This is a genomic window from Achromobacter sp. FW305-C-13 (assembly GCF_058783475.1).
Genome location: NZ_JBYSYN010000001.1, coordinates 876607 through 895943, shown reverse-complemented (window position 1 = coordinate 895943; position 19337 = coordinate 876607). Strand labels below are relative to the sequence as shown.

The following is a 19337-nucleotide window of genomic DNA, read 5'->3' as shown; positions in this document are numbered from 1 at the left end:
CCGCCTATTCCGCCACGGGCGGCATCGAACCCGGCACGACGCGGTTGCGCCCCTGGTGCTTGGCCTGGTACAGCCCGCGGTCGGCCGCGAGGATCAGGTCGGTGCACGGCTGCTCTGCCGCAGGCACAGCAGTGGCAGTACCGATGCTGACCGTCAGCCACGGCCCCGAACCCGTGTCCTTTTGCGGAATCTGCATGGCCTCGACGGCGCGGCGCAGCTTTTCTGCGGCCAGGCGCGCGCTGCCGGCGGGCGTGCCCGGCAGCACCAATGCGAACTCTTCGCCGCCGAAGCGGGCCGCCAGGTCGGTAGACCGGTCGCAGCTGGCGAAAATGGTGTTGGCCACGCGCTTGAGCGCTTCGTCTCCCGCGATGTGGCCATAGGTGTCGTTGTAGGCCTTGAAGTGGTCTACGTCGATCATGAGCATGCTGATCTCGCGGCCGTCGCGGCGCGCGCGTTGCCATTCGGCGTTGAGGTATTCGTCGAAATAGCGGCGGTTGCCCAGGCCGGTCAGGCCGTCCGAATTCGTGAGGCGGCGCAATTCCATATTGCTTTCCAGCAGCTGCTGCTGACTTTGGCGCAGGGCCTGGTAGGCCTCGTCGCGCTGCACCAGCGCCAGGTACGAACGCGAGTGGTAGCGGATGCGCGCCACCAGTTCGATGGAATCAGGCAACTTCACCAGATAATCGTTGGCGCCCGCAGCAAAGGCCGCGCTCTTGATGGCCGGGTCTTCCTTCGTGGACAGCACGATAATCGGGATGTCTCGCGTGACGGGATGGTTGCGGTATTCCTGCACCAGGCTCAAGCCATCCACGCCCGGCAGAACCAGATCCTGCAGGATGACGGTGGGACGCGTCTGGATCGCCACCGTCAGCGCCTTGTAGGGGTCTGAGCAGTAGTGGAAATCGATATTCCCCTCCGTCGCCAGCGCCCGCCGGATCGCTTCGCCGACCATCACCTGGTCGTCGACGAGCAGCACCATGGCCGCATGCGAGTTCAAATCCGCGGAAGCCGAGCTGTCAATGGGAGGGTGCATAGTATTTCCTTGATGTCTGACGATATCGAGCCGCTCAGGCAAAGGCCTGGATCAAGCGGGGAGCGATTTGGTTCAATGGTCGGATTTCCACCGCCGCCTGCAAGGCCGCCGCCGCTTTCGGCATGCCGTACACAGCACTGGTGGCCTGATCCTGCGCGATGGTGAGGTATCCCCGTTCACGCAAGGCCTTCAGCCCGCGCGCCCCGTCTTGCCCCATGCCGGTCAGCAGCACCCCGACCGCGGTGCCGCGCCAATGTTGCGCCACGCTGTGGAAGAACACGTCGATGGAGGGTCGATACAGGCTTTCCTTCGGATCTTCGGTGTAGCGCAGCGTGCCATCCGCCAGCAAATGCAGGTGGTCGTCGGTACCCGCCAACAGGATCTGCCCGGGCAGCGGCCGTTCGCCTTCCCGCACCAGCCGTACCGGCAACAGTACCTGGTCGTTCAGCCAATCCGCCATGCCGGCGGCGAACGACGCGTCCACATGCTGCACCAGCACAATGCCCGCGGGGAAATCCAGCGGCACGTCGCGCAGCAGTTGCGCCAGGGTGGCCGGGCCGCCCGCCGACGCACCGATCACCAGCAGGCGCTGCGCGGACGCTTTGGGCGATGGCTTGTCCACGGGCGTCAACGCCGGCCGATTGCCGTAGCGGCCAATCAGCCAGCCGATATTGCGGATCTTGCGCAGCAGCGGCGCGGCGGCCGTGCGCATGTCGGCATCGCCCACCACCGGCGTGTCCACCGCATCCAGCGCGCCATAGCCCATGGCGTCGAACACGCGCGCCGTGTGGCGGGCCACGTCCGCCGTCACTACGACGATGGCGCAGGGCGTTTCCGCCATGATGCGGCGCGTGGCCTCCACCCCGTCCATCACTGGCATGATCAGGTCCATCAGCACCACGTCCGGCCGGTCGCGCGCACACTGCGCCACCGCCTGTTCGCCGTCGCTTGCCACCCACGCCACTTCCAGGCCGGGCTCCAGCGCAATCGCGCGCCGCATGGTCTCAACCGCCATTTGCAGATCGTTGACGATCCCGATTCTCACGTGAGTGCCTTTCCGATCAAGTCTTCGACGGCGTCAAGCAGCGCGTCGTCATGGAAGCTGCCCTTGGCCAGATAGTAGTCGGCGCCGGCATCCAGCCCACGCCGCCGGTCTTCCTCGCGGTCCTTGTACGACACTACCATCACCGGCAGGCTTTGCAACCTGGCGTCCGCCTTGATCCGGGACACGAGCTCGATGCCGTCCATGCGGGGCATGTCGACGTCGGTGACGACCAGGTCGAAGTCCTCGCCGCGCAGCATGTTCCAGCCGTCCATGCCGTCCACCGCGACGGCAACCTCGAAGCCCCGGTTCAGCAGCAGCTTGCGTTCCAGTTCGCGCACCGTCAGGGAATCATCCACCACCAGCACGCGCTTGCGGCGCCGCGCCTGGACAACCGCGCCGCCGCCATCCACGCGCGTCAGGCGTCCGCCTTCGATCAGCTTCTGGACCGACAGCAGCATGTCTTCGACATCCAGGATCAGCAGCGGCGTGCCGTCGTCCATCAGGGCGCCCGCCATTACATCCTGCACCTTGCCCAGCCGCGGGTCCAGCGGCTGCACCACCAGCGTGCGCTCGCCCACATACCGGTCTACGGCAATGCCGTAAAGCTTGTCGTGATCGCCCACGACCACCACCGCCACCGACTCCGCCGCAGGCGCCGGTTCGCCAGCGCGCAAGATCTGGCGCGCCGACACCAGGCCGATCTGCTTGTCCATGAAGCGGAAGTGTTGATGGCCTTCCAGTTGTTCGATCTCTTCGGCACGCACCTGCAAGGCGTGGCTGACATACGCCAGCGGAAACGCGTAGATCTCGCCCTGCACCTCCACCAGCAAGCTGCGCACCACAGATAGTGACAGCGGCATTTCCAGCACAAAGCGCGTGCCCTGCCCCGTGGTCTGGTGGATCCGCACGGCGCCGCGCAATTGCCGCACCATGGTCTGCACCACGTCCAGGCCCACCCCTCGCCCCGAAATTTCGGTGACTTCGCCACGCGTGCTGAAGCCCGACAGGAACAGGAATTCCAGCAGTTCGGCCTCGCTCAACCGGGCAGCCGTTTCGGCGTTCGTCAGTTTGCGCTGCACCACTTCGACACGCAGCCGATCCAGGGAAATGCCCGCTCCGTCGTCGCTCAGCTCGATCAGCAGCATGCCAGCGGCGTGGCGCGCCGCCAACTTGATCAGGCCTTCCGGCGACTTGCCGGCGTCCATGCGGTCCATCGGCATTTCGATGCCGTGGTCCACCGCATTGCGCAGCAGATGCATCAGGGGCGCATCCAGCTTTTCCAGGATGTCGCGGTCGACCTGGGTGGCGTCGCCCTCGATCTCCAGCCGCACTTGCTTGCCCAGCGAGCGGCCCAGATCGCGCACCATGCGGGCCATGCCGCCCACACCGTCGCCGAACGGGCGCATGCGGCAGGCCAGCGCGGTGTCGTACAGGCGTTGCGCCAGATGGCTCATGCGCCAGCCGAATTCGTCGACCTCGCTGGTGCGTCGCGCCAGTTCCTGCTGGCATTCCCCCACGATGCGCTGGGCATCGTCCAGCGCGGCCTGGACGCGTGCGTCCACGTGCTGGCCCGCCAGCGCGGCGCGCACGCCGTCCAGCGCCTGCGCGGCGCCCGACTGCATGCGCCGCAGCCGCAGCATGGATGCGCCGAACGGTCCGACCCAGTGCGATTCCACCAGCGTTTCGCTGGACAGGCCCAGCAGCTTGTTCAGTGTATCCGCCGTCACCCGCAAGACGCGCTCGCCTTCCGAGATGCCCTGGTCTGAACTCCGGCGCACCATCGTCTGCGATGACGGCGCCGATGCGGCCACAGGCGCCGCTGCCGGCGCCGCCAAGGGCGGCTCATCCACGCGTTGAATCGGCGGCAGGAAATCCGACGGCCGGGGCGCACGCGGCGGCACGGCCGGCGCCGCTGGCGGCGCATTGGGCGCATTACTCAGGCGGACCACCAGTTCATCGATCTCGCCGCCCAGCTCGACGCCGGGCGTGGCGACCCGCTGCAGCAAGTCGGTGCCCAGGAGCAATGCATCGATATCGGTGGCCTGCAGCCGCAACCGCCCTTCTTGCGCGGCCACCAGGCAATCTTCCATGGCGTGGGCGATGCGCACCGCTGGATGCAGGTCCACAATCCGGGCCGCTCCCTTGAGCGAATGCGCCGCGCGCATGCAGGCTTCCAGCTGGGCCGCCGACGTCGGATCGTGTTCCAGCGCCAGCAGGCCGTTGTTCAGCACCTGCACCTGGGTGCGGGTTTCGAGCTGGAACAGCTCCAGGAGCGACGCGTCGCGCATCTCGTCCGGATTCACGCCAGACTCCGTTCCAAAGCTTGCATCAGCAGATTCTCGTCCAATACGCCTACGCCACGGCCGCCGCAACGCGCCATGCCACGTGAATAGGTCTGGCTTGCGCCTTCCACCGTGGCCGGCAGCGGCTCTAGCGCATCCAGGTCCACCGCGTGTATGCCTTCCACTTCATCCACGGGCAGCACGACCGCTCGGCCGGTGCCACCAAAAATCAGCATGCGGGCAGCGGCCCGTTCTCGCGCATCCACCGGCGCGGCATCCAGGCCAAGCAGGCGCGCCAACGACACACAGACGGTCAGGGTACCGCGCACGTTGGTCACGCCCAGCACGGCCGGGTCGCGGCGGTGCGGCAGCGTCAGGACGGGGCGCGTGCCGGCCACTTCGTCCAGCGCCCGCGTGGGCAGGCCCAGCCACTCCCGGCCCAGGCGGAACACCAGCAGCGACGACTGACGCGTACTGTGTTGAGCTTCCGGTTCATGGTCCTGCACGTCCATCTGGGGCGGCAGCCGGTCCAGGATACGTTTGGCCGCCGTCGCATAGACCGGACAGTTGCGGCAGTGCACATGCCCCGGCAGTTGGCCACAGCTCTTGTCGCCGCGGATGCCGATACGGTTCCAGCAGTCGTCCACGTCGGACAGCAGCGCGATGGATTCACTCACGACGGGCCTCCTCTCGCGCCGCGCGCGCTTGCAGGCGGCGGGCGCCTTCCACATCGCCCGCCGACGCGATCAATGCGGCCAGATGCAGCAGGGCTTCGCGATGCGTCGGATCCAGGTACAGCGCCTTGCGATAGGCGGCCTGCGCCTGACGCGCGTCGCCCGCAGCGTCTTGCAGCAGGCCCAGCAGATGCAGGCCGTCGGCGCTGGCGCCATGGATTTCCAGGTGCGCCCGGCATTGCGCCAGCGCGTCCTGCACGCGCCCCTGGTCCGCCATCGCCGCAATCTGGCGCAAGGACACGTCGGCGTGGGTGCCGTGTGAAGCCGGAACCGAGGCCGGGGCCAGGACGGTCGCCGCAGGCGCAATCGCCGCATGCGGCAAGGGCAAGCGCGCCGCCGGCGGCTGCGCCACGGGCCGCCGGGGCGGCGTCCAGGCATGCACGATCGGCTTGGCCGGCGCATACGTTTCGGCGGGCGGCGGCATGGCCTGCGCCGAAAATGCGAAAGACCGGGCCATCTGTACGGCAGGCAGGCGCCGCGCCGTCATCAGGCTGGTTTCTGCGGGCCCCACGAAGATCACGCCGTCGCCGCGCGTAAAGCGCCGCAGCACCTGCACCGCGCGCTCTTGCGTGGCCGCGTCGAAATAAATCAGCAAATTGCGGCAGAACACGAAATCGTAAGGGGCGGCGCCCAGCAACAGGTTGGCGTCGAACAGGTTGCCCTGCTGAAAGCGCACCTTTTCCCTGACCACCGCCGCCAACCGGTAGCCATCGGCCGTCTCGGCAAAGTGACGGCCGCGGTAAGCCAGATCGTCGCCCCGAAACGAGTTGCGGCCATATACCGCGCGCCGGGCGAATTCGACCATGCGTTCGCTGATGTCCACGGCATCGACCTGGAACCGCGCGGCGGGAACGCCTGCATCCAGCAAGGCCATGGCGATGGAATACGGCTCTTCGCCGCTGGAACACGGCACGCTCAGCACGCGCAGCACACGGTCGTCAGCCACGCCCGCCGCGAACAAACGTTCGCATGCCAGCTTCGCCATTGCCGCCTGCGACTCCGGGTACCGGAAAAACCAGGTTTCCGGCACGATCACGGCTTCGATCAGCTGCTGCATTTCAGCCGCCGAAGCCTGTACCCGCATCAAGTAATCGCTTTCGTCCGCCGCGTTCACCGCGCCCATGCGGTGCCGGACCGCGCGCTCGACCGCCGCCTTGCCGATCGAGCCGCTGTCCAGGCCCATCTTGCGCTTGAGCAGGGCGCTGAATTCGTCGATCAAGGTCATGGCCGCGCCTCGCCTTCACGCCCGTCGCCGGCCTGCGGGAACAGTAGCGCCCGCACCGGGGCGGGCAGCAGGTCCCCGACGTTGACGGCCTGCACCATGCCGTGCGCGTCGCTCAGCACCGGGCCAAGATAGCGGGCGCCGGCATTGTCCATCCCGTAAGGCTGGAACGCCGCCGGGTCGTAATGCAGCGTCTCGGTCGCCTGCTCCAGGATCAGACCCAGCAAGCGGCTTTCTGCCCCCGGGTCCGGACGGTAGCGCACCAGCGCCAGCCGGGTGCTGGTCACCGTGACCGCGCTGCCCTGACCTGCCAACGCGCTCATGTCGATCACGGGCACTGGCACGCCACGCCGGTCCAGCATGCCCGCGACCCAAGGCGGCGTACCGGGCACCTGCTTGAAGGCGCGCAGGCCCAGCACTTCGACCACGTCCGCCGCATCCAGCGCATAGCGGTCTTCGCCGATGCGAAACAGCAGATAAAGCCGCCGCGCCGCGGCAAGCGCGGCGCCGGGCTCGGACGAAGAAGGCGCTAGCGCAGCCATGACCGGTTTCACACCTTGAAGCGCGACACGCCGCTGCGCAGGTCATTGGCAACCAGCGTCAGCTCTTCGATAGCCAGGCTGGACTGGCGCAAGGACTCCACCGTCTGCTGCGCCGCATCGCTCAACTGCTGCAGGGCCTGATTGATCTGTTCGGCGCCTGTAGCCTGGGCCTGCATGCCTTCGTTGACCATCTGCACGCGCGGCGCCAGCGTCTGCACCTGCTGGATGATTTGCGACAGCTGGTCGCCCACCTGCTGCATGTCGGCCATGCCGCGGCGCACTTCTTCCGAGAACTTGTCCATGCCCATCACGCCTGCGGACACCGACGACTGGATCTCACGCACCATCTGCTCGATGTCGTAGGTGGCCACCGCGGTCTGGTCGGCCAGACGACGAATCTCGGTCGCCACCACCACGAAGCCGCGGCCGTACTCACCGGCCTTCTCGGCTTCGATTGCCGCGTTCAGCGACAGCAGGTTGGTCTGGTCTGCCACCTTCGTGATCGTCGTGACCACTTGCGTGATATTACCGGCCTTCTCATTCAGGATTGCCAACTTGGCGTTGACCGATCCCGCCGCGCCGACCACGTTGCGCATCGTGTCTTCCATGCGCGCCAGCCCGACCTGGCCGCTGCCCGCCAGCGACGCCGTCTGCTCGGCGGCGCCGGACACTTCGGTCATGGTGCGCACCAGTTCGCGCGAGGTCGCGGAGATCTCGCGCGACGTCGCGCCGATCTCGGTCGTGGTGGCCGCCACTTCGGACGCCGTGGCCTGCTGTTGCTTGGACGTAGCGGCAATCTCGGTAACGGACGTTGCCACTTGCACGGCCGAGCGCTGCGTCTTGCTGACCAGCCCCGTCAACTCATCGACCATGCCGTTAAAGCCGGTTTCGATGGCGTTGAACTCGTCCTTGCGCGCCAGCGACAGCCGGCGGGTCAGGTCGCCGCCGCCCGTGGATTCCAGGGTCTTGACGATATCGCGCATCGGGTTGGCGATGGCCCGCATCAACAGGAAGCCGCACACGACGGCGGCGGCAATCGCCAGCGCCAGCGACACCAGCATCCCGACCTCCGCCGTATCCACCGACTTCTGGATGCTGACCGCGGACTCGTCGGCTTGCCGCTTGTTTTCAGCCACCATCTTGGCCAGCGTGTCGCGGCCCTTGTAGAACGCGGGCCGCAGTTCCGTCTTGATGCGCGCCTGCACCTGCGCCACGTTGCTCGTCACGGCCTGATCCAGGATGTCGGCGCGGATCCGCTTGTAGGCCTGCAGTTCCAATTCGAATTCGTCGAACATCTTGCGGTCATCGCCGCGCGATACCGTCCGGCGGTACAGCTCAATGTTCTCTTCCAGCTGCTGGTCGTTCTTGGGCAGCGCTTCCAGGGCGGTGCGGCGCTCGGCATCGGTGTCCGAGTTATAGGCATCCTGCACCACCACGAAACCGGCGAACCAGGACGACCGGATCGAGGTGCTGTAGTAAATGCCCGGCACCGCATCGGTGTTGATCGTGGCGACCTCTTCCTCGATATGCAGCAGGCGCCGGTAATCCACCACCACCATCAACGCCATGATGGCCAGGATGACCAGGAAGCTGGCCAGGATGCGCTGGCGGAGTGTCAGATTCTTCATGCCGGGAGACCTTTGTGCTGGTTCAATGCTTCAACGCCCCAAAGGACGCCCCTGAACGATCGGACGCGCCGCGACGCGCGCCCGCGCCCACTTTATGACGGGATGTGGGTAATTTCGCTAATTATTGCAAAGGCTTGGCCTGTCAGCCATGAAAATGCAAGGGAAACCCCGACGAAGCGGCCGGTTCGTCGGAAAAATGCAAAGTCCGCTTACAAGCCCTTGTCTTTTGCGGTGACAGTGCGTACCAGAATCGCCCTTCAGCCGGGCTCCCGCCACAGGGCTTCCGGCTGCCGCGCATGCACCCAGTCGCTTGCCTGCTCGTAGGCGTGCGCCAGGCACAGCACCTCCCGGTCGGCCTGCGGCGGCCCCACCAGTTGCATCCCCATCGGCAAGCCCTGCGCGTTGAACCCCACCGGCACGCTGATCACGGGGCAGCCCGCCAGCGTCCACGGCGTCACCGTCTCCATCCAGCGATGGTAGGTATCCATGGGGCGTCCGGCGATCTGCTTAGGCCAGTCCAGCGTCGCGTCGAACGGAAAGACCTGCGCCGACGGCACGGCCAGGAAATCGACCTCGTCGAACATGCGCAGCACAGTCTGGTACCAGGCGCTGCGCTCTTCGGTGGCCTGGTAGACCTGCCGCGCCGTCATGCCTTCCAACCCCTCGACTTCCCAGATCAACGCCGGCTTGACGAGCTTGCGCGTTTCGGGGTTTTCAACCAAGGCGTGGAACTGGCTGCCCACCATCAGATGCCGATGCGCCAGCCAGATGCGCCACAAGCGGTCGCCGGCGAACGGCACCTGGTAATCGACGACATCGCAGCCCACGGTGCCCAGCGCGGCCAGCGCCTGGCTGCACAGCTCCAGGATGCCCGGCTCCATGGCCAGGTAGCCGTTCCAGTCGCCCAGCCAGCCGATGCGCTTGTCGCGCAGGTCGGCGTCCAACGGGGCGGCGAACTGCGCCGGGTCGTCGCGCAATGACAGCGGAGAGCGTTTGTCGTGCCCCGCCATCACGGACATCAGCAGCGCCACGTCGCGCGGCGTCCGGCCCATCGGGCCTTCGTAGGACAGCTGTTTCAAGAATACTTCCGGCGCCGGGCCGAAGGGCACGCGGCCGGCCGATGGCCGCATGCCATAGACGTTGCAGAACGCCGCGGGGTTGCGCAGCGACCCGCCGAAGTCGCTGCCATCGGCAACCGGCAACATGCGGGCGGCCAGTGCGGCCGCGGCGCCGCCGCTGCTGCCGCCGGCGGTCTTGGTCGGATCGTAAGGGTTGCCGGTAGTGCCGTAGACCCGGTTATAGGTGTGCGACCCCAGGCCGAATTCCGGCACATTGCTGCGGCCAATGAAGATGGCGCCCGATGCCCGCATCCGTTCGACGATGATCGAGTCATGCGGCGTCACCAAGTCCTTGTAGACCAGCGACCCCATGGACGTGACCATGTCGCGCACCGCCGTCAGGTCCTTCGGGGCCTGCGGCATGCCATGCATCCAGCCCAGCCACTGTCCCGCATCCAGCTGTGCGTCGCGCTCGGCGGCGTCGCGTAGCAACGCGTCCGAATCACGGCGGGCGACGATGGCATTGATCTTGGGATTGACGCGGTCGATATGCGCCAGATAGGCGCGCATCACTTCGACGCAGGACAGCTCGCGCCGCCGGATCGCATCCGACAGGGCGTGCGCCGGCAAGGCGACGATGGGGTTCAGGCTGGCGGTTGCAGCCGGCGTGGCGGGGGGCATGCGGTCTCCTGGTTTGTCATTATGGGCGCAGGCGGCGACCGCCCGGCGCAACCGACATACTACGCAAACCCGGCAGACCGCGCGCGCCCGGCAGGCGCCGGGCCGGTCTGCTTAAACCCGCTCTATCGCCACGGCCGTGGCCTCGCCCCCGCCGATGCATAACGCCGCCACGCCGCGCCGCAGGCCACGCGCCTGCAAGGCGTGCAGCAAGGTCACGATCAGCCGCGCACCCGTCGCGCCGATCGGATGCCCAAGGGCGCAGGCGCCGCCGTTGACGTTCAACCGGTCGCGGGCAATGCCCAGGTCCTGCGCTGCGGCCATGGCCACCACGGCGAACGCCTCATTGATCTCGAAGAGGTCGACGTCCTGCACCTGCCAACCGGCCTTGTCCAGCAACTTGCGGACGGCCGGGATGGGCGCCGTCGTGTACCAGGCCGGCTCCTGGCTGTGCGTCGCATGGCCGTGGATGCGGGCCAGCACCGGCCAGCCTTCGCGCCGCGCGACCGATTCGCGGGTCAGCACCAGGGCAGCCGCGCCGTCCGCGTTGGCCGATGCGCTGGCCGCGGTAATGGTGCCGTCTTCGCGGAAGGCGGGCTTGAGGGTGGGGATTTTCTCGGGCGATACCTTCAACGGGTTCTCGTCCTGGTCGACCATCAGCGCCCCGCCCTTGCCCGGCACCGCCACCGGCGTAATCTCGGCCGCGAACGCGCCGGACTCCACCGCCTGCCGCGCGCGCCGCAGCGTCTCGGCCGCATAGGCGTCCTGGTCGGCGCGGGTGAAACCATAGGCTTGCACGGCGCTTTCGCCAAAGTCGCCCATCGGCCGCCCTGCCTCGTAGGCATCTTCCAGCCCATCCAGCGCCAGATGGTCGTAGACGCGGTCATGGCCGAAGCGATAACCCGCCCGCCCCTTCTTCAGCAGGTACGGCGCGTTGCTCATGGACTCCATGCCGCCGGCCACCGCCACGTCGATCGCGCCGGCCAGGATCTGGTCGTGCGCAATCATCGCCGCCTTCATGCCGGACCCGCACACTTTGTTGACCGTGGTGGCACCCACCGCATCCGGCACGCCGGCCGCGCGCATCGCCTGACGCGCCGGCGCCTGTCCCTGGCCAGCGGGCAGCACGCATCCCATCAGCACTTCATCCACGCTGGAAGCCGGCACGCCGCCGCGTTCCAGCGCGGCGCGGATCGCGACGGCGCCCAAGTCGGCGGCGGTGACTGGGGCCAGGCCCCCGAGGAAACGCCCCAGCGGAGTCCGCGCGGCGGCAACAATGACAATGGGATCTGCGGCAATCATGGCTGTTCCTTTTAAACGAGTCGTCTCAACCCGCGGCGACGGCCGGGGCCGGCCGCGCGAACACGAGCAAGGTGGACGTGGCCGAGGCCAGCAGGCGGCCCTGCGCGTCCGTCAATTTGGCTTCGGCATAGGCCACGCGTTGGCCCATCGACAAGACCCGGCCTTCCGCCCGCAGCAGGCCGCTGTGGCGCGTGATGGCCTTGTGATACGCCACCTTCAGCTCCAGCGTGGTGTAGGCCTGCTCGGCCGTCAGTTGGGAATGCGCGGCGCAACCACACGCCGAGTCCAGCAGCGTGGCGGCATACCCGCCGTGCACCGTGCCAATGGGGTTGTAGGCCTGCGGCCCCGGCGTGCCGGCGAATACCGCACGCCCGGCTTCCACTTCCACGAAGTCGAAATCCAGCGTCACCATGATGCCGGGCTTGCGGCCGGAGGCCAGCAACGCGCGCAGTTGCGCCAGGCCGTCCAGACCCGCGCCGGTCTCCTCGACCAGGCTGGGTTCGCGATGGGGGGTCGGTTGGGATGTCATCAGCATTGCTCCAGGCCCAGGCGGGCCTTCAAGAGCCGGCGGGCGTCCGCCAGCATGGCATTCGCCCGTTGCGCATCGGTCTCGCAACGGGCCAGGGAAACCGCGCCAACCAATTCAGCCAGCACCGAACGGGCCAGCGGTTCCGGTTCGGGGTAGCCGGCATCGGCCAGCCGCCCGGCCAGAGCCTGAACCAGTCGGCGCAACCCGGCGGCGTAGGCCTGCCGGCAGGCGTCAGACTGGCGCGGCAGATCAGCCGCCAGCGCCACCAGCGGGCAGCCATGGGCGCGCGCCTCGCAATGGGCGGTCGACAGGTAGGCGTCCACGTAGGCGGCAAGGCCGTCGGCGGGCGGTCGTCCGTCCATGCGCTTCTGGGCGCGGGCCAGCGCCTCGTCGAACATGTGTTCGATCGAGGCCTCGACCAGCGCGTCCTTCGAATTGAAATGGGCGTAGAAGCCGCCGTGCGTCATGCCGGCCTGGCGCATCACCGCAGCCACGCCGATCCGGTCGGGCCCGTCGGCACGCACCGCTTCCGCCGCCGTCTTCAGAATGCGTATCCGCGTTTCCCGTTTGTGTCCGTTGTCGTAGCGCATGACAGGCCCAGCCATTAGATGATGATCATCATATTAATATGATGATCATCATCCTACAAGGGCGGCCTGGCCGGGTTCAGGGAAACAGGTGCTGCGCCAGATGGTCGATAAAGACCCGCAGCTTGGGCGACGCATGGCGGCTGGCGGGCCACAGCGCCCACATCGTGCCGCTGCCGCGCGTGCGGTCTTCCATCACGATCTGCAACTGGCCCGCAGCCAGTTCGCGGCGGATCGTGAAATCCGGCAGGCAGACGATGCCCTGCCCGCCCACCGCCAGGGATATCCGCATCTCGACGCTGTTGCAGACCAGCGTCAGGGGCAAATCGAGCGATTGCGCGTCCGGCCCCTGTTTCAGCGGCCATTTTTCAAGCCGGCCCGTCGCGGGATACCGGTAATGCAGGCAGGCGTGGCGCAGCAGGTCGCCCGCGCGCTTGGGCGTGCCATGCAGGCGCAAATAGTCGGGCGCTGCGGCCAGCACCCGCCGGAACGGCCCCAGCCGCCGGCGCTTCAGGCCGGAATCGTCCATGTCGCCGGTGCGGACCACGGCGTCGTAGCCTTCGCCGATCACATCCACCATCCGGTCCGTGAAATCCAGGTCCAGTTCCACGGCCGGGTACTGCCGCATGAAGCTGGCGATGCTGGCGTCGAACAGCCCGCTGTAGCGCGGCAGGCTCACCCGCAGCTTGCCGTGCGGCGCATCCGTCGCTTCGGAAAGTTCCAATTCAGCGGCTTCCACTTCGCACAGGATGCGGCGGCAACGCTCCAGGAATTTCTCGCCTTCCGGGGTCAGCGCAATGTGGCGCGTGCTGCGATGGAACAGACGCACTTTCAAGCGCTCTTCCATCCGCGCCACGCTTTTGCCCACCGCCGACGGCGACACCCCCAGCACCCGCCCCGCCTCGGAAAAGCTGCGCGTTTCCGCGACCATCACAAAGACGCCGATGCCGCTAAGACTATCCATCCTCATCCCCATTGCGGACGTTTTTGTCCTGAATATTCGGAATCCTAGCCTGTTTTTCTTTTATCCAGTGGCCCCTAAGCTTGCCGTCATTCTGCCGCCGCACCGCAATCCCGCCGCGCGGCGCCCTTGTTCAGACCCGCTCGTCCTCATGCACCTTCCCGAATCCCCATCCTCCCGCCATCGCTGGCTGCAACTGCTGTCTGCCTGCCTGACAGCCCTGCTCATCCCGCTGTGCTTCACCGGCCCCGCCGTGGTCCTGCCGTCGATCAGCCAGGCGCTGGGCGGCACGCCGGTTGAACTGAACTGGATCCTGAACGGCTACATCCTTGCGTACGGCAGCGTCATCATGGTGTCGGGCAGCCTGACCGATCTGTACGGCCCCCGCCGGGTCTGGCTGCTGGGCCTGGCTTGGTTCTGCGCCGCCACGTTCGCCATCCCCTATCTGCCCACCACGGGCTGGATCGACGTCATGCGGCTGATGCAGGGCATGGGCGGCGCGGCCGCGTTCGCCGCCGCCATGTCGTCGTTGGCCCCGCTGTTCCACGGCGTGGCGCGCACCCGTGCGTTCAGCTTGCTGGGCACCACCTTCGGCGTCGGCCTGTCGTTCGGGCCGCTGGCATCCGGTTGGATGGTGCAGGCCGCCGGTTGGGAATGGGTGTTCCTGGCGACGGGCGGCGTGGGCGTGCTGGGCGCCGTCATGGTGGCCGTCAGCGTGCGCCCGACCGTCGGCGCCCCCCAAGGCCGCTTGGACTGGCCGGGCGCCATCAGCTTCACCGGCGCGCTGGGCCTGTTCACCTACGGCATGTTGCTGGCGCCCGAAACGGGCTGGACGGATGCGCACGTCATCGGCGCACTATTGACGTCTGCCCTGCTGGCCGGCGTGTTCGTGCACGTCGAGCGCCGCGCCGCCCGGCCCATGCTGGACCTGAGCCTGTTCGGCGACGCGCGCTTCGTCGGCGTTCAGGTGCTGGCGGCTTCGCCCGCGTTCCTCTTCATCGTGCTGATCGCCCTGCTGCCCGGCCGCTTCATCGGTATCGACGGCTACAGCGCGCTGGCGGCCGGCCAGTTGATGATTGGTCTGGCCGCACCGTTGCTGGTCGTGCCGTTCCTGGCCGCATTGCTGACACGCTGGTTCAACCCGGGCGTGCTGTCCGCGGTGGGCCTGCTGGCGGTGGCCGCCGGCCTGGTCTGGTTGGCGGACGTTATGACCACAGGCGCCACCGGCCTGTGGTTGCCGATGAGCCTGATCGGCATCGGCATCGGCGTGCCGTGGGGCTTGATGGACGCGATGGCCGTCAGCGTGGTGGAACCGCGCAACGTCGGCATGGCCACCGGCATCTTCAACACGGTGCGCGTATCGGCGGATGGCATTGCCATCGCCGTCGTCAGCGCGCTGCTGGCCTTGCTGATCCAGATGCCGCTGACGGCGGGGCTGCCTGCCGGCACCGACGGCCAGGCCATCCTGATGGCTGCCAACCGCGCCGCGCTGGGCCAGTTGCACGAAGCGGCGGCCTTGTTGCCGGGCGCATCCGAGCTGCTGCAGCACAGCTATAACGAGGCCTTCCGCCACGTGCTGCACGCCTTGGCTGGCATTGCCGTGCTGACCGCGCTGGCCATCCATGCGCTGCTGGGGCCGCGGCGCCCGCACGCCGCCCGCGATGGCGTGACGGCCACGCCCTAGCGGATCAGTCCACCTGCCACCAACTGGGCAACAGGCCGCGCACCTTGGCGCGGCGATAGCGGTCGTCGATCAGGTGCACGGTGCCCACGTCCTGTTCGGTACGGATCACCCGGCCGGCCGCCTGCACCACTTTCTGCATGCCCGGGTACAGGTAGGTGTAGTCGTAGCCGTTCTCTTCGCCATAGCGCAAGTCCATGGCCCGCTTCATGTTTTCGTTCACGGGGTTCACTTGCGGCAGGCCCAGCGTGGCAATGAACGCGCCGATCAGCCGCTTGCCTGGCAAGTCCACCCCTTCCGAGAACGCGCCACCCAGCACCGCAAAACCCACCCCCTGGCCGGTCTCGGTGAACCGGGCAAGGAACGCGGCGCGGCCGGGTTCATCCATGCCCGGCGTCTGCAGCCAGATCGGCACCGTGGGATGGCGTTCGCGCATCAGGTCGGACACCTGGCGCAAATAATCGAAGCTGCTTAAAAACCCAAGATAGTTGCCGGGCCGCTCGGCATACTGGGTCGCGATCAAGTCGACGATCGGCGCCAGCGAACGTTCGCGGTCGCGATAGCGCGTGGACACGTTGCCCACCACCCGTACCGCCAGCTGCTCGGCCTGGAACGGCGCGGCCACGTCGATCCAGGGTGCATCCTTGGGCAGCCCGAGGGTGTCGCGGTAGAACTGCTGCGGGCTCAGCGTGCCGGAAAACAGCACCGTCGCGTGCGCCGCCGCGTAGCGCGCCGCCAGATACGGCGCCGGGATCACGTTGCGCACGCACAAGGTGGACGGCCGCGTCTTGGCGCTGGCCACGCCCACATCCGACAGCGTCACGTCAAAGAGCGCATGCGAACCGAACTGCTCGGCCAGGCGCATGAACTGCAGCGCTTCGAAGTAGAACGTCAGGACGGGATCGTCTTGCGCCAACGGCGACTCGGCCATGTGCTCCATGATGGCGCCTACCGCTTTCTGCACGGCGGTCAGCAGGCCCGGGGCCACCATCTCGTAGGCCTGATACCGTTCACCCTGCTTCTTGTTCAGCGCGTTCCAAGACCGCTGCAGGCCGTCCAGCGGCTTTTTCAGCGCCTTGGGCGCGGCATAGCGCGCGGCGGACAGCGATGCCTGGTCCAATTCGCCCGTGTACATGCGGCGCGCCCGGTCCACCAGATTGTGGGCTTCGTCCACCAGCACCGCCACCTTCCACTGGTAGGCCTGCGTCATGGCGTACAGCATCGCCGTGGCGTCGTAGTAATAGTTGTAGTCGCCCACCACCACGTCGCTCCAGCGGATCAGCTCCTGCGACAGGTAGTACGGACACACCTGATGCGCGCGGGCCGTCGCGCGTACGGTGGGCGCATCCAGCCGGACGTGTTGCAACGCCGCTTCGCGCGCTTGCGGCAAGCGGTCGTAAAACCCTTTCGCCAAGGGGCAGGAATCTCCGTGGCAGGCCAGATCCGGATGCTCGCAGGTCTTGTCGCGTGCCTGCAGGTCCAGCACCCGCAGCGCGGGCGCCGCAGGCTGCGCATTGACGGTGTCCAGCGCTTCGACTGCCAGCCCCCGCCCCGACCCCTTGGCCGCCAGGAAGAAGATCTTGTCCAGGCCCGTGCCGGGGCTGGCCTTGAGCAGCGGGAAGATCGTGCCCAGCGTCTTGCCGATACCGGTGGGCGCCTGCGCCATCAGGCAGCGGCCGTCGCGCGCCGTGCGGTACACGGCCACGGCCAGGTCGCGTTGCCCGGCACGGAATTCGCCATGCGGAAATGCCAGCTTTTCCAGCGCGGCATCGCGCGCTTGCCGATGGGCTAGCTCGGTCTTGGCCCAGGCCAGGAAACGGCCGCATTGCTCCTGGAAGAAGGCCGCCAGCGCCGACGCCTCGTGCGTTTCCACCAGGACCGTTTCTTCTTCGGTGACGACATTGAAATACACCAGGGCCACCCGCACCTGCTCCAGCCCGCGAGCCTGGCACAACAGATGGCCGTAGGCGCGCGCCTGCGCCCAATGCACCACGCGGTGGTTCTCACGCACGCTGTCCAACTGGCCGCGATACGTCTTGACCTCTTCCAGCTGGTTGGCTATAGGGTCGTAGCCGTCGGCCCGCCCTCGCACCAGCAGGTTTTCATGCTGGCCGGACAGCGCCACTTCGGTTTCATAGGCCGGCCCGCGCCGGCCCGTCACCACCGCGTGGCCCGCCATTCCTTCCAGCCCCGTCGGCGCCGGCGTGAAACGCAAGTCCAGATCGCCCGCCCGCGCGGTGAACTCGCACAGCGCACGCACCGCCACGGCATAACTCATGCGGCATCCTCCCGCCAACTGACGTGGCAGACGCGAACCGGCATTCCATGCGACACGCAATACTGCAGCCAACGGATCTGGTTATCCTGCAGCTTGTCGCCAGGCCCTTTGACTTCGACCAGTTCGTAGCGGCGCTGTGCCGGCCAGAAACGGATCAGGTCCGGAAAGCCCGAGCGGTTGGTCTTGACGTCCCGCAGCAGCCGAGTGAAATACAGCTTCAGATGCGCGGCCGGCAGGCAGTCCAGCGCTTGTGCCAACAGCGTGTCCGACAACGCGCCCCAGAACACGAACGGCGATTGCACGCCCGATTTTTCCGCATAGCGCTGCAAGATCACATCGCGATACGCGTGCGTGTCCAGCTGCCCCAGACAGTCGTTGAACAAAGCCGCGCGGCGCTGGTGGAAATCCGGCGCATCCAGGTCCGCCGGGGCGCGCTGGAACGGATGGAAGAACGCGCCCGGCAACGGCGCAAAGACGGCGGGCCAGCACAGCAGGCCGAACAGCGAATTGATCAGCGCGTTCTCAACGTAGTGAACCGGCGCATCGTCCTGATGCAGGTGGTCCCGGGTAACGAATTCCACCGGCATCGGCTCGGCCGGCCGCAGCAAGCTCAGATCCGTGCGCAGCAAGGCCGGGGCCGCCGCCCGCGCGGGCGCGCCCTGCCCCGCGCCCCGATACAGGCGCGGCAGCATCCGCGCCACGCGCTGGCTTTCCTCTTCGCTTTCGGGCGCGGATTGCGCCTGCAAGGCCAGCGCCAAGGCCTCGCCATACTGCGCCATGCGTTCATGCACGCGTATGCGGCGATGCCGCGCGCCGGGGTACGCGCAGCGCGCGTACACGCGCTGCGCCGCCGCCCAGTCCTGCACCCGCTCGCACGCCTGCCCGATCCGCAGCAGCACCTTGGCGCGGCGCTTTTCCAGCCAGGGGTTCTGGCTGGCGCAATCGTCCACCGCCCGCAGCAAGGCGTCCAGTTCGGCGCCTTCGTCCAGCGCCGCCCGGCAGGCATGCAAGGCCAGATAGCCGTCCACGTCCGCCCGCGTCTGGAATGCCCGCGACGACGCCTCGAACGGCACGGCCTCGTACTGGAACACGCCCAGGTCGGCCAATACGAATTCCGACCAGTCCTGGTACAGGTTGCCGAAGAACATCAGGCGCAAGCGTTCGCAAAGATCGCCCACCATCACGCGCCACACGGGCTCGTCGGCCGCGGGGTTCCAAGCCGCATAGGGCTGGGGCGCATCGTGCCGAGCCCGCAAGGCCTCCAGCAGGTCCGCCTTGCGCGCCGCCGGCTTGACCGAGGCATCCCCAAACAGGCGGCAAAGCTCGGGCTTGGTATGCAGGGCGAACAGCTCGTCCAACGTCATTGGCGCGTCGGCGTCCAGCCACCCCAGCGCCTGCAGCGGCGCCGCGGCATCCTGCGTGCTGGCGATTTCCTCATAGACCAGCCGGCTGGCGCGGAACCACGGCCCGCGCCGCATCAGCATGCGCACCATCAACGCCTGGGACGACTGCGGCAAGGCCTGGAAGTCTTCCAGGAAACGGCGTTCGCCGGCATCCAGCAGGTCGGCGTAGCGGTCAGCGACCCACGCCAGCGCGCGCTGGAAATTGTGAAGGTAGTAGTAACGGTGCGGGGGGAACATCGGCCGGGCCGGATAGCTGGTGTTTTATCCAGTAATCATAGCAGGCGGGTAATCCCCGCGTCTGCCCGTGGCGGACAATCTGGGCGCGACGCATCAAATAAAAAAGCGGCGCCGGAAAGCCTGGACTTTCCGGCGCC

The 19337-nt window shown here is 67.3% G+C and carries 15 protein-coding genes; 1 reads left to right on the top strand and 14 read right to left on the bottom strand.

Going from position 1 to position 19337, the window contains the following annotated elements:
* Positions 1-4: 4 nt before the first annotated feature.
* The 12 genes from AC3WMU_RS03955 to AC3WMU_RS03900 form a co-directional block, all read right to left on the bottom strand.
* Positions 5-1033 (bottom strand): diguanylate cyclase, encoded by a 1029-nt coding sequence (locus tag AC3WMU_RS03955; protein WP_424624678.1) that lies wholly within the window; start codon positions 1031-1033, stop codon positions 5-7.
* Positions 1034-1067: 34 nt separating this feature from the next.
* Positions 1068-2078 carry a chemotaxis response regulator protein-glutamate methylesterase gene (locus AC3WMU_RS03950; protein ID WP_006224294.1) on the bottom strand — a complete coding sequence of 337 codons (1011 nt, stop codon included), beginning with the start codon at positions 2076-2078 and terminating at the stop codon, positions 1068-1070.
* Positions 2075-4381, bottom strand: coding sequence for a hybrid sensor histidine kinase/response regulator (locus AC3WMU_RS03945; protein WP_424624679.1), 2307 nt, complete (start codon positions 4379-4381; stop codon positions 2075-2077). Before AC3WMU_RS03945 ends, AC3WMU_RS03950 begins: the two co-directional genes overlap by 4 nt.
* The gene (locus AC3WMU_RS03940) at positions 4378-5037 is read right to left on the bottom strand and encodes a chemotaxis protein CheW (protein ID WP_424624680.1); all 660 of its coding nucleotides are present in this window, start codon (positions 5035-5037) and stop codon (positions 4378-4380) included. Before AC3WMU_RS03940 ends, AC3WMU_RS03945 begins: the two co-directional genes overlap by 4 nt.
* Positions 5030-6319, bottom strand: coding sequence for a CheR family methyltransferase (locus tag AC3WMU_RS03935; protein ID WP_006224291.1), 1290 nt, complete (start codon positions 6317-6319; stop codon positions 5030-5032). Before AC3WMU_RS03935 ends, AC3WMU_RS03940 begins: the two co-directional genes overlap by 8 nt.
* Positions 6316-6858, bottom strand: a complete 543-nt coding sequence (locus AC3WMU_RS03930; RefSeq protein WP_492281868.1) for a chemotaxis protein CheW — start codon at positions 6856-6858, stop codon at positions 6316-6318. The genes AC3WMU_RS03935 and AC3WMU_RS03930 overlap by 4 nt, the downstream gene beginning before the upstream one ends.
* Before the next feature lie 8 nt (positions 6859-6866).
* Positions 6867-8486, bottom strand: coding sequence for a methyl-accepting chemotaxis protein (locus AC3WMU_RS03925; protein ID WP_006224289.1), 1620 nt, complete (start codon positions 8484-8486; stop codon positions 6867-6869).
* Between the two features lie 257 nt (positions 8487-8743).
* A complete protein-coding gene (locus AC3WMU_RS03920) occupies positions 8744-10225 on the bottom strand; it encodes an amidase (protein WP_492281867.1) in 1482 nt (493 codons plus the stop codon).
* 111 nt (positions 10226-10336) lie between these two features.
* A complete protein-coding gene (locus AC3WMU_RS03915; protein WP_492281866.1) occupies positions 10337-11524 on the bottom strand; it encodes an acetyl-CoA C-acyltransferase in 1188 nt (395 codons plus the stop codon).
* 25 nt (positions 11525-11549) lie between these two features.
* Positions 11550-12059: a PaaI family thioesterase gene (locus AC3WMU_RS03910; protein WP_280025981.1), complete on the bottom strand. Its 510-nt coding sequence runs from the start codon at positions 12057-12059 to the stop codon at positions 11550-11552.
* Positions 12053-12643 carry a TetR/AcrR family transcriptional regulator gene (locus AC3WMU_RS03905; protein ID WP_006224285.1) on the bottom strand — a complete coding sequence of 197 codons (591 nt, stop codon included), beginning with the start codon at positions 12641-12643 and terminating at the stop codon, positions 12053-12055. The genes AC3WMU_RS03910 and AC3WMU_RS03905 overlap by 7 nt, the downstream gene beginning before the upstream one ends.
* 76 nt (positions 12644-12719) lie before the next feature.
* Entirely contained in the window at positions 12720-13604 is an 885-nt protein-coding gene (locus AC3WMU_RS03900; protein WP_280025979.1) for a LysR family transcriptional regulator, read from the bottom strand.
* A gap of 148 nt (positions 13605-13752) precedes the next feature.
* Between AC3WMU_RS03900 and AC3WMU_RS03895 the strand changes: the two genes are divergently transcribed.
* Positions 13753-15285, top strand: a complete 1533-nt coding sequence (locus tag AC3WMU_RS03895; RefSeq protein ID WP_492281865.1) for an MFS transporter — start codon at positions 13753-13755, stop codon at positions 15283-15285.
* 4 nt (positions 15286-15289) lie between these two features.
* Here AC3WMU_RS03895 and AC3WMU_RS03890 read toward each other — a convergent pair whose 3' ends face one another.
* Both AC3WMU_RS03890 and AC3WMU_RS03885 read right to left on the bottom strand, forming a co-directional pair.
* Positions 15290-17560: an ATP-dependent DNA helicase gene (locus tag AC3WMU_RS03890; protein WP_492281864.1), complete on the bottom strand. Its 2271-nt coding sequence runs from the start codon at positions 17558-17560 to the stop codon at positions 15290-15292.
* Positions 17557-19200, bottom strand: a complete 1644-nt coding sequence (locus AC3WMU_RS03885) for a VRR-NUC domain-containing protein (protein ID WP_492281863.1) — start codon at positions 19198-19200, stop codon at positions 17557-17559. Before AC3WMU_RS03885 ends, AC3WMU_RS03890 begins: the two co-directional genes overlap by 4 nt.
* Between the last annotated feature and the right edge of the window lie 137 nt (positions 19201-19337).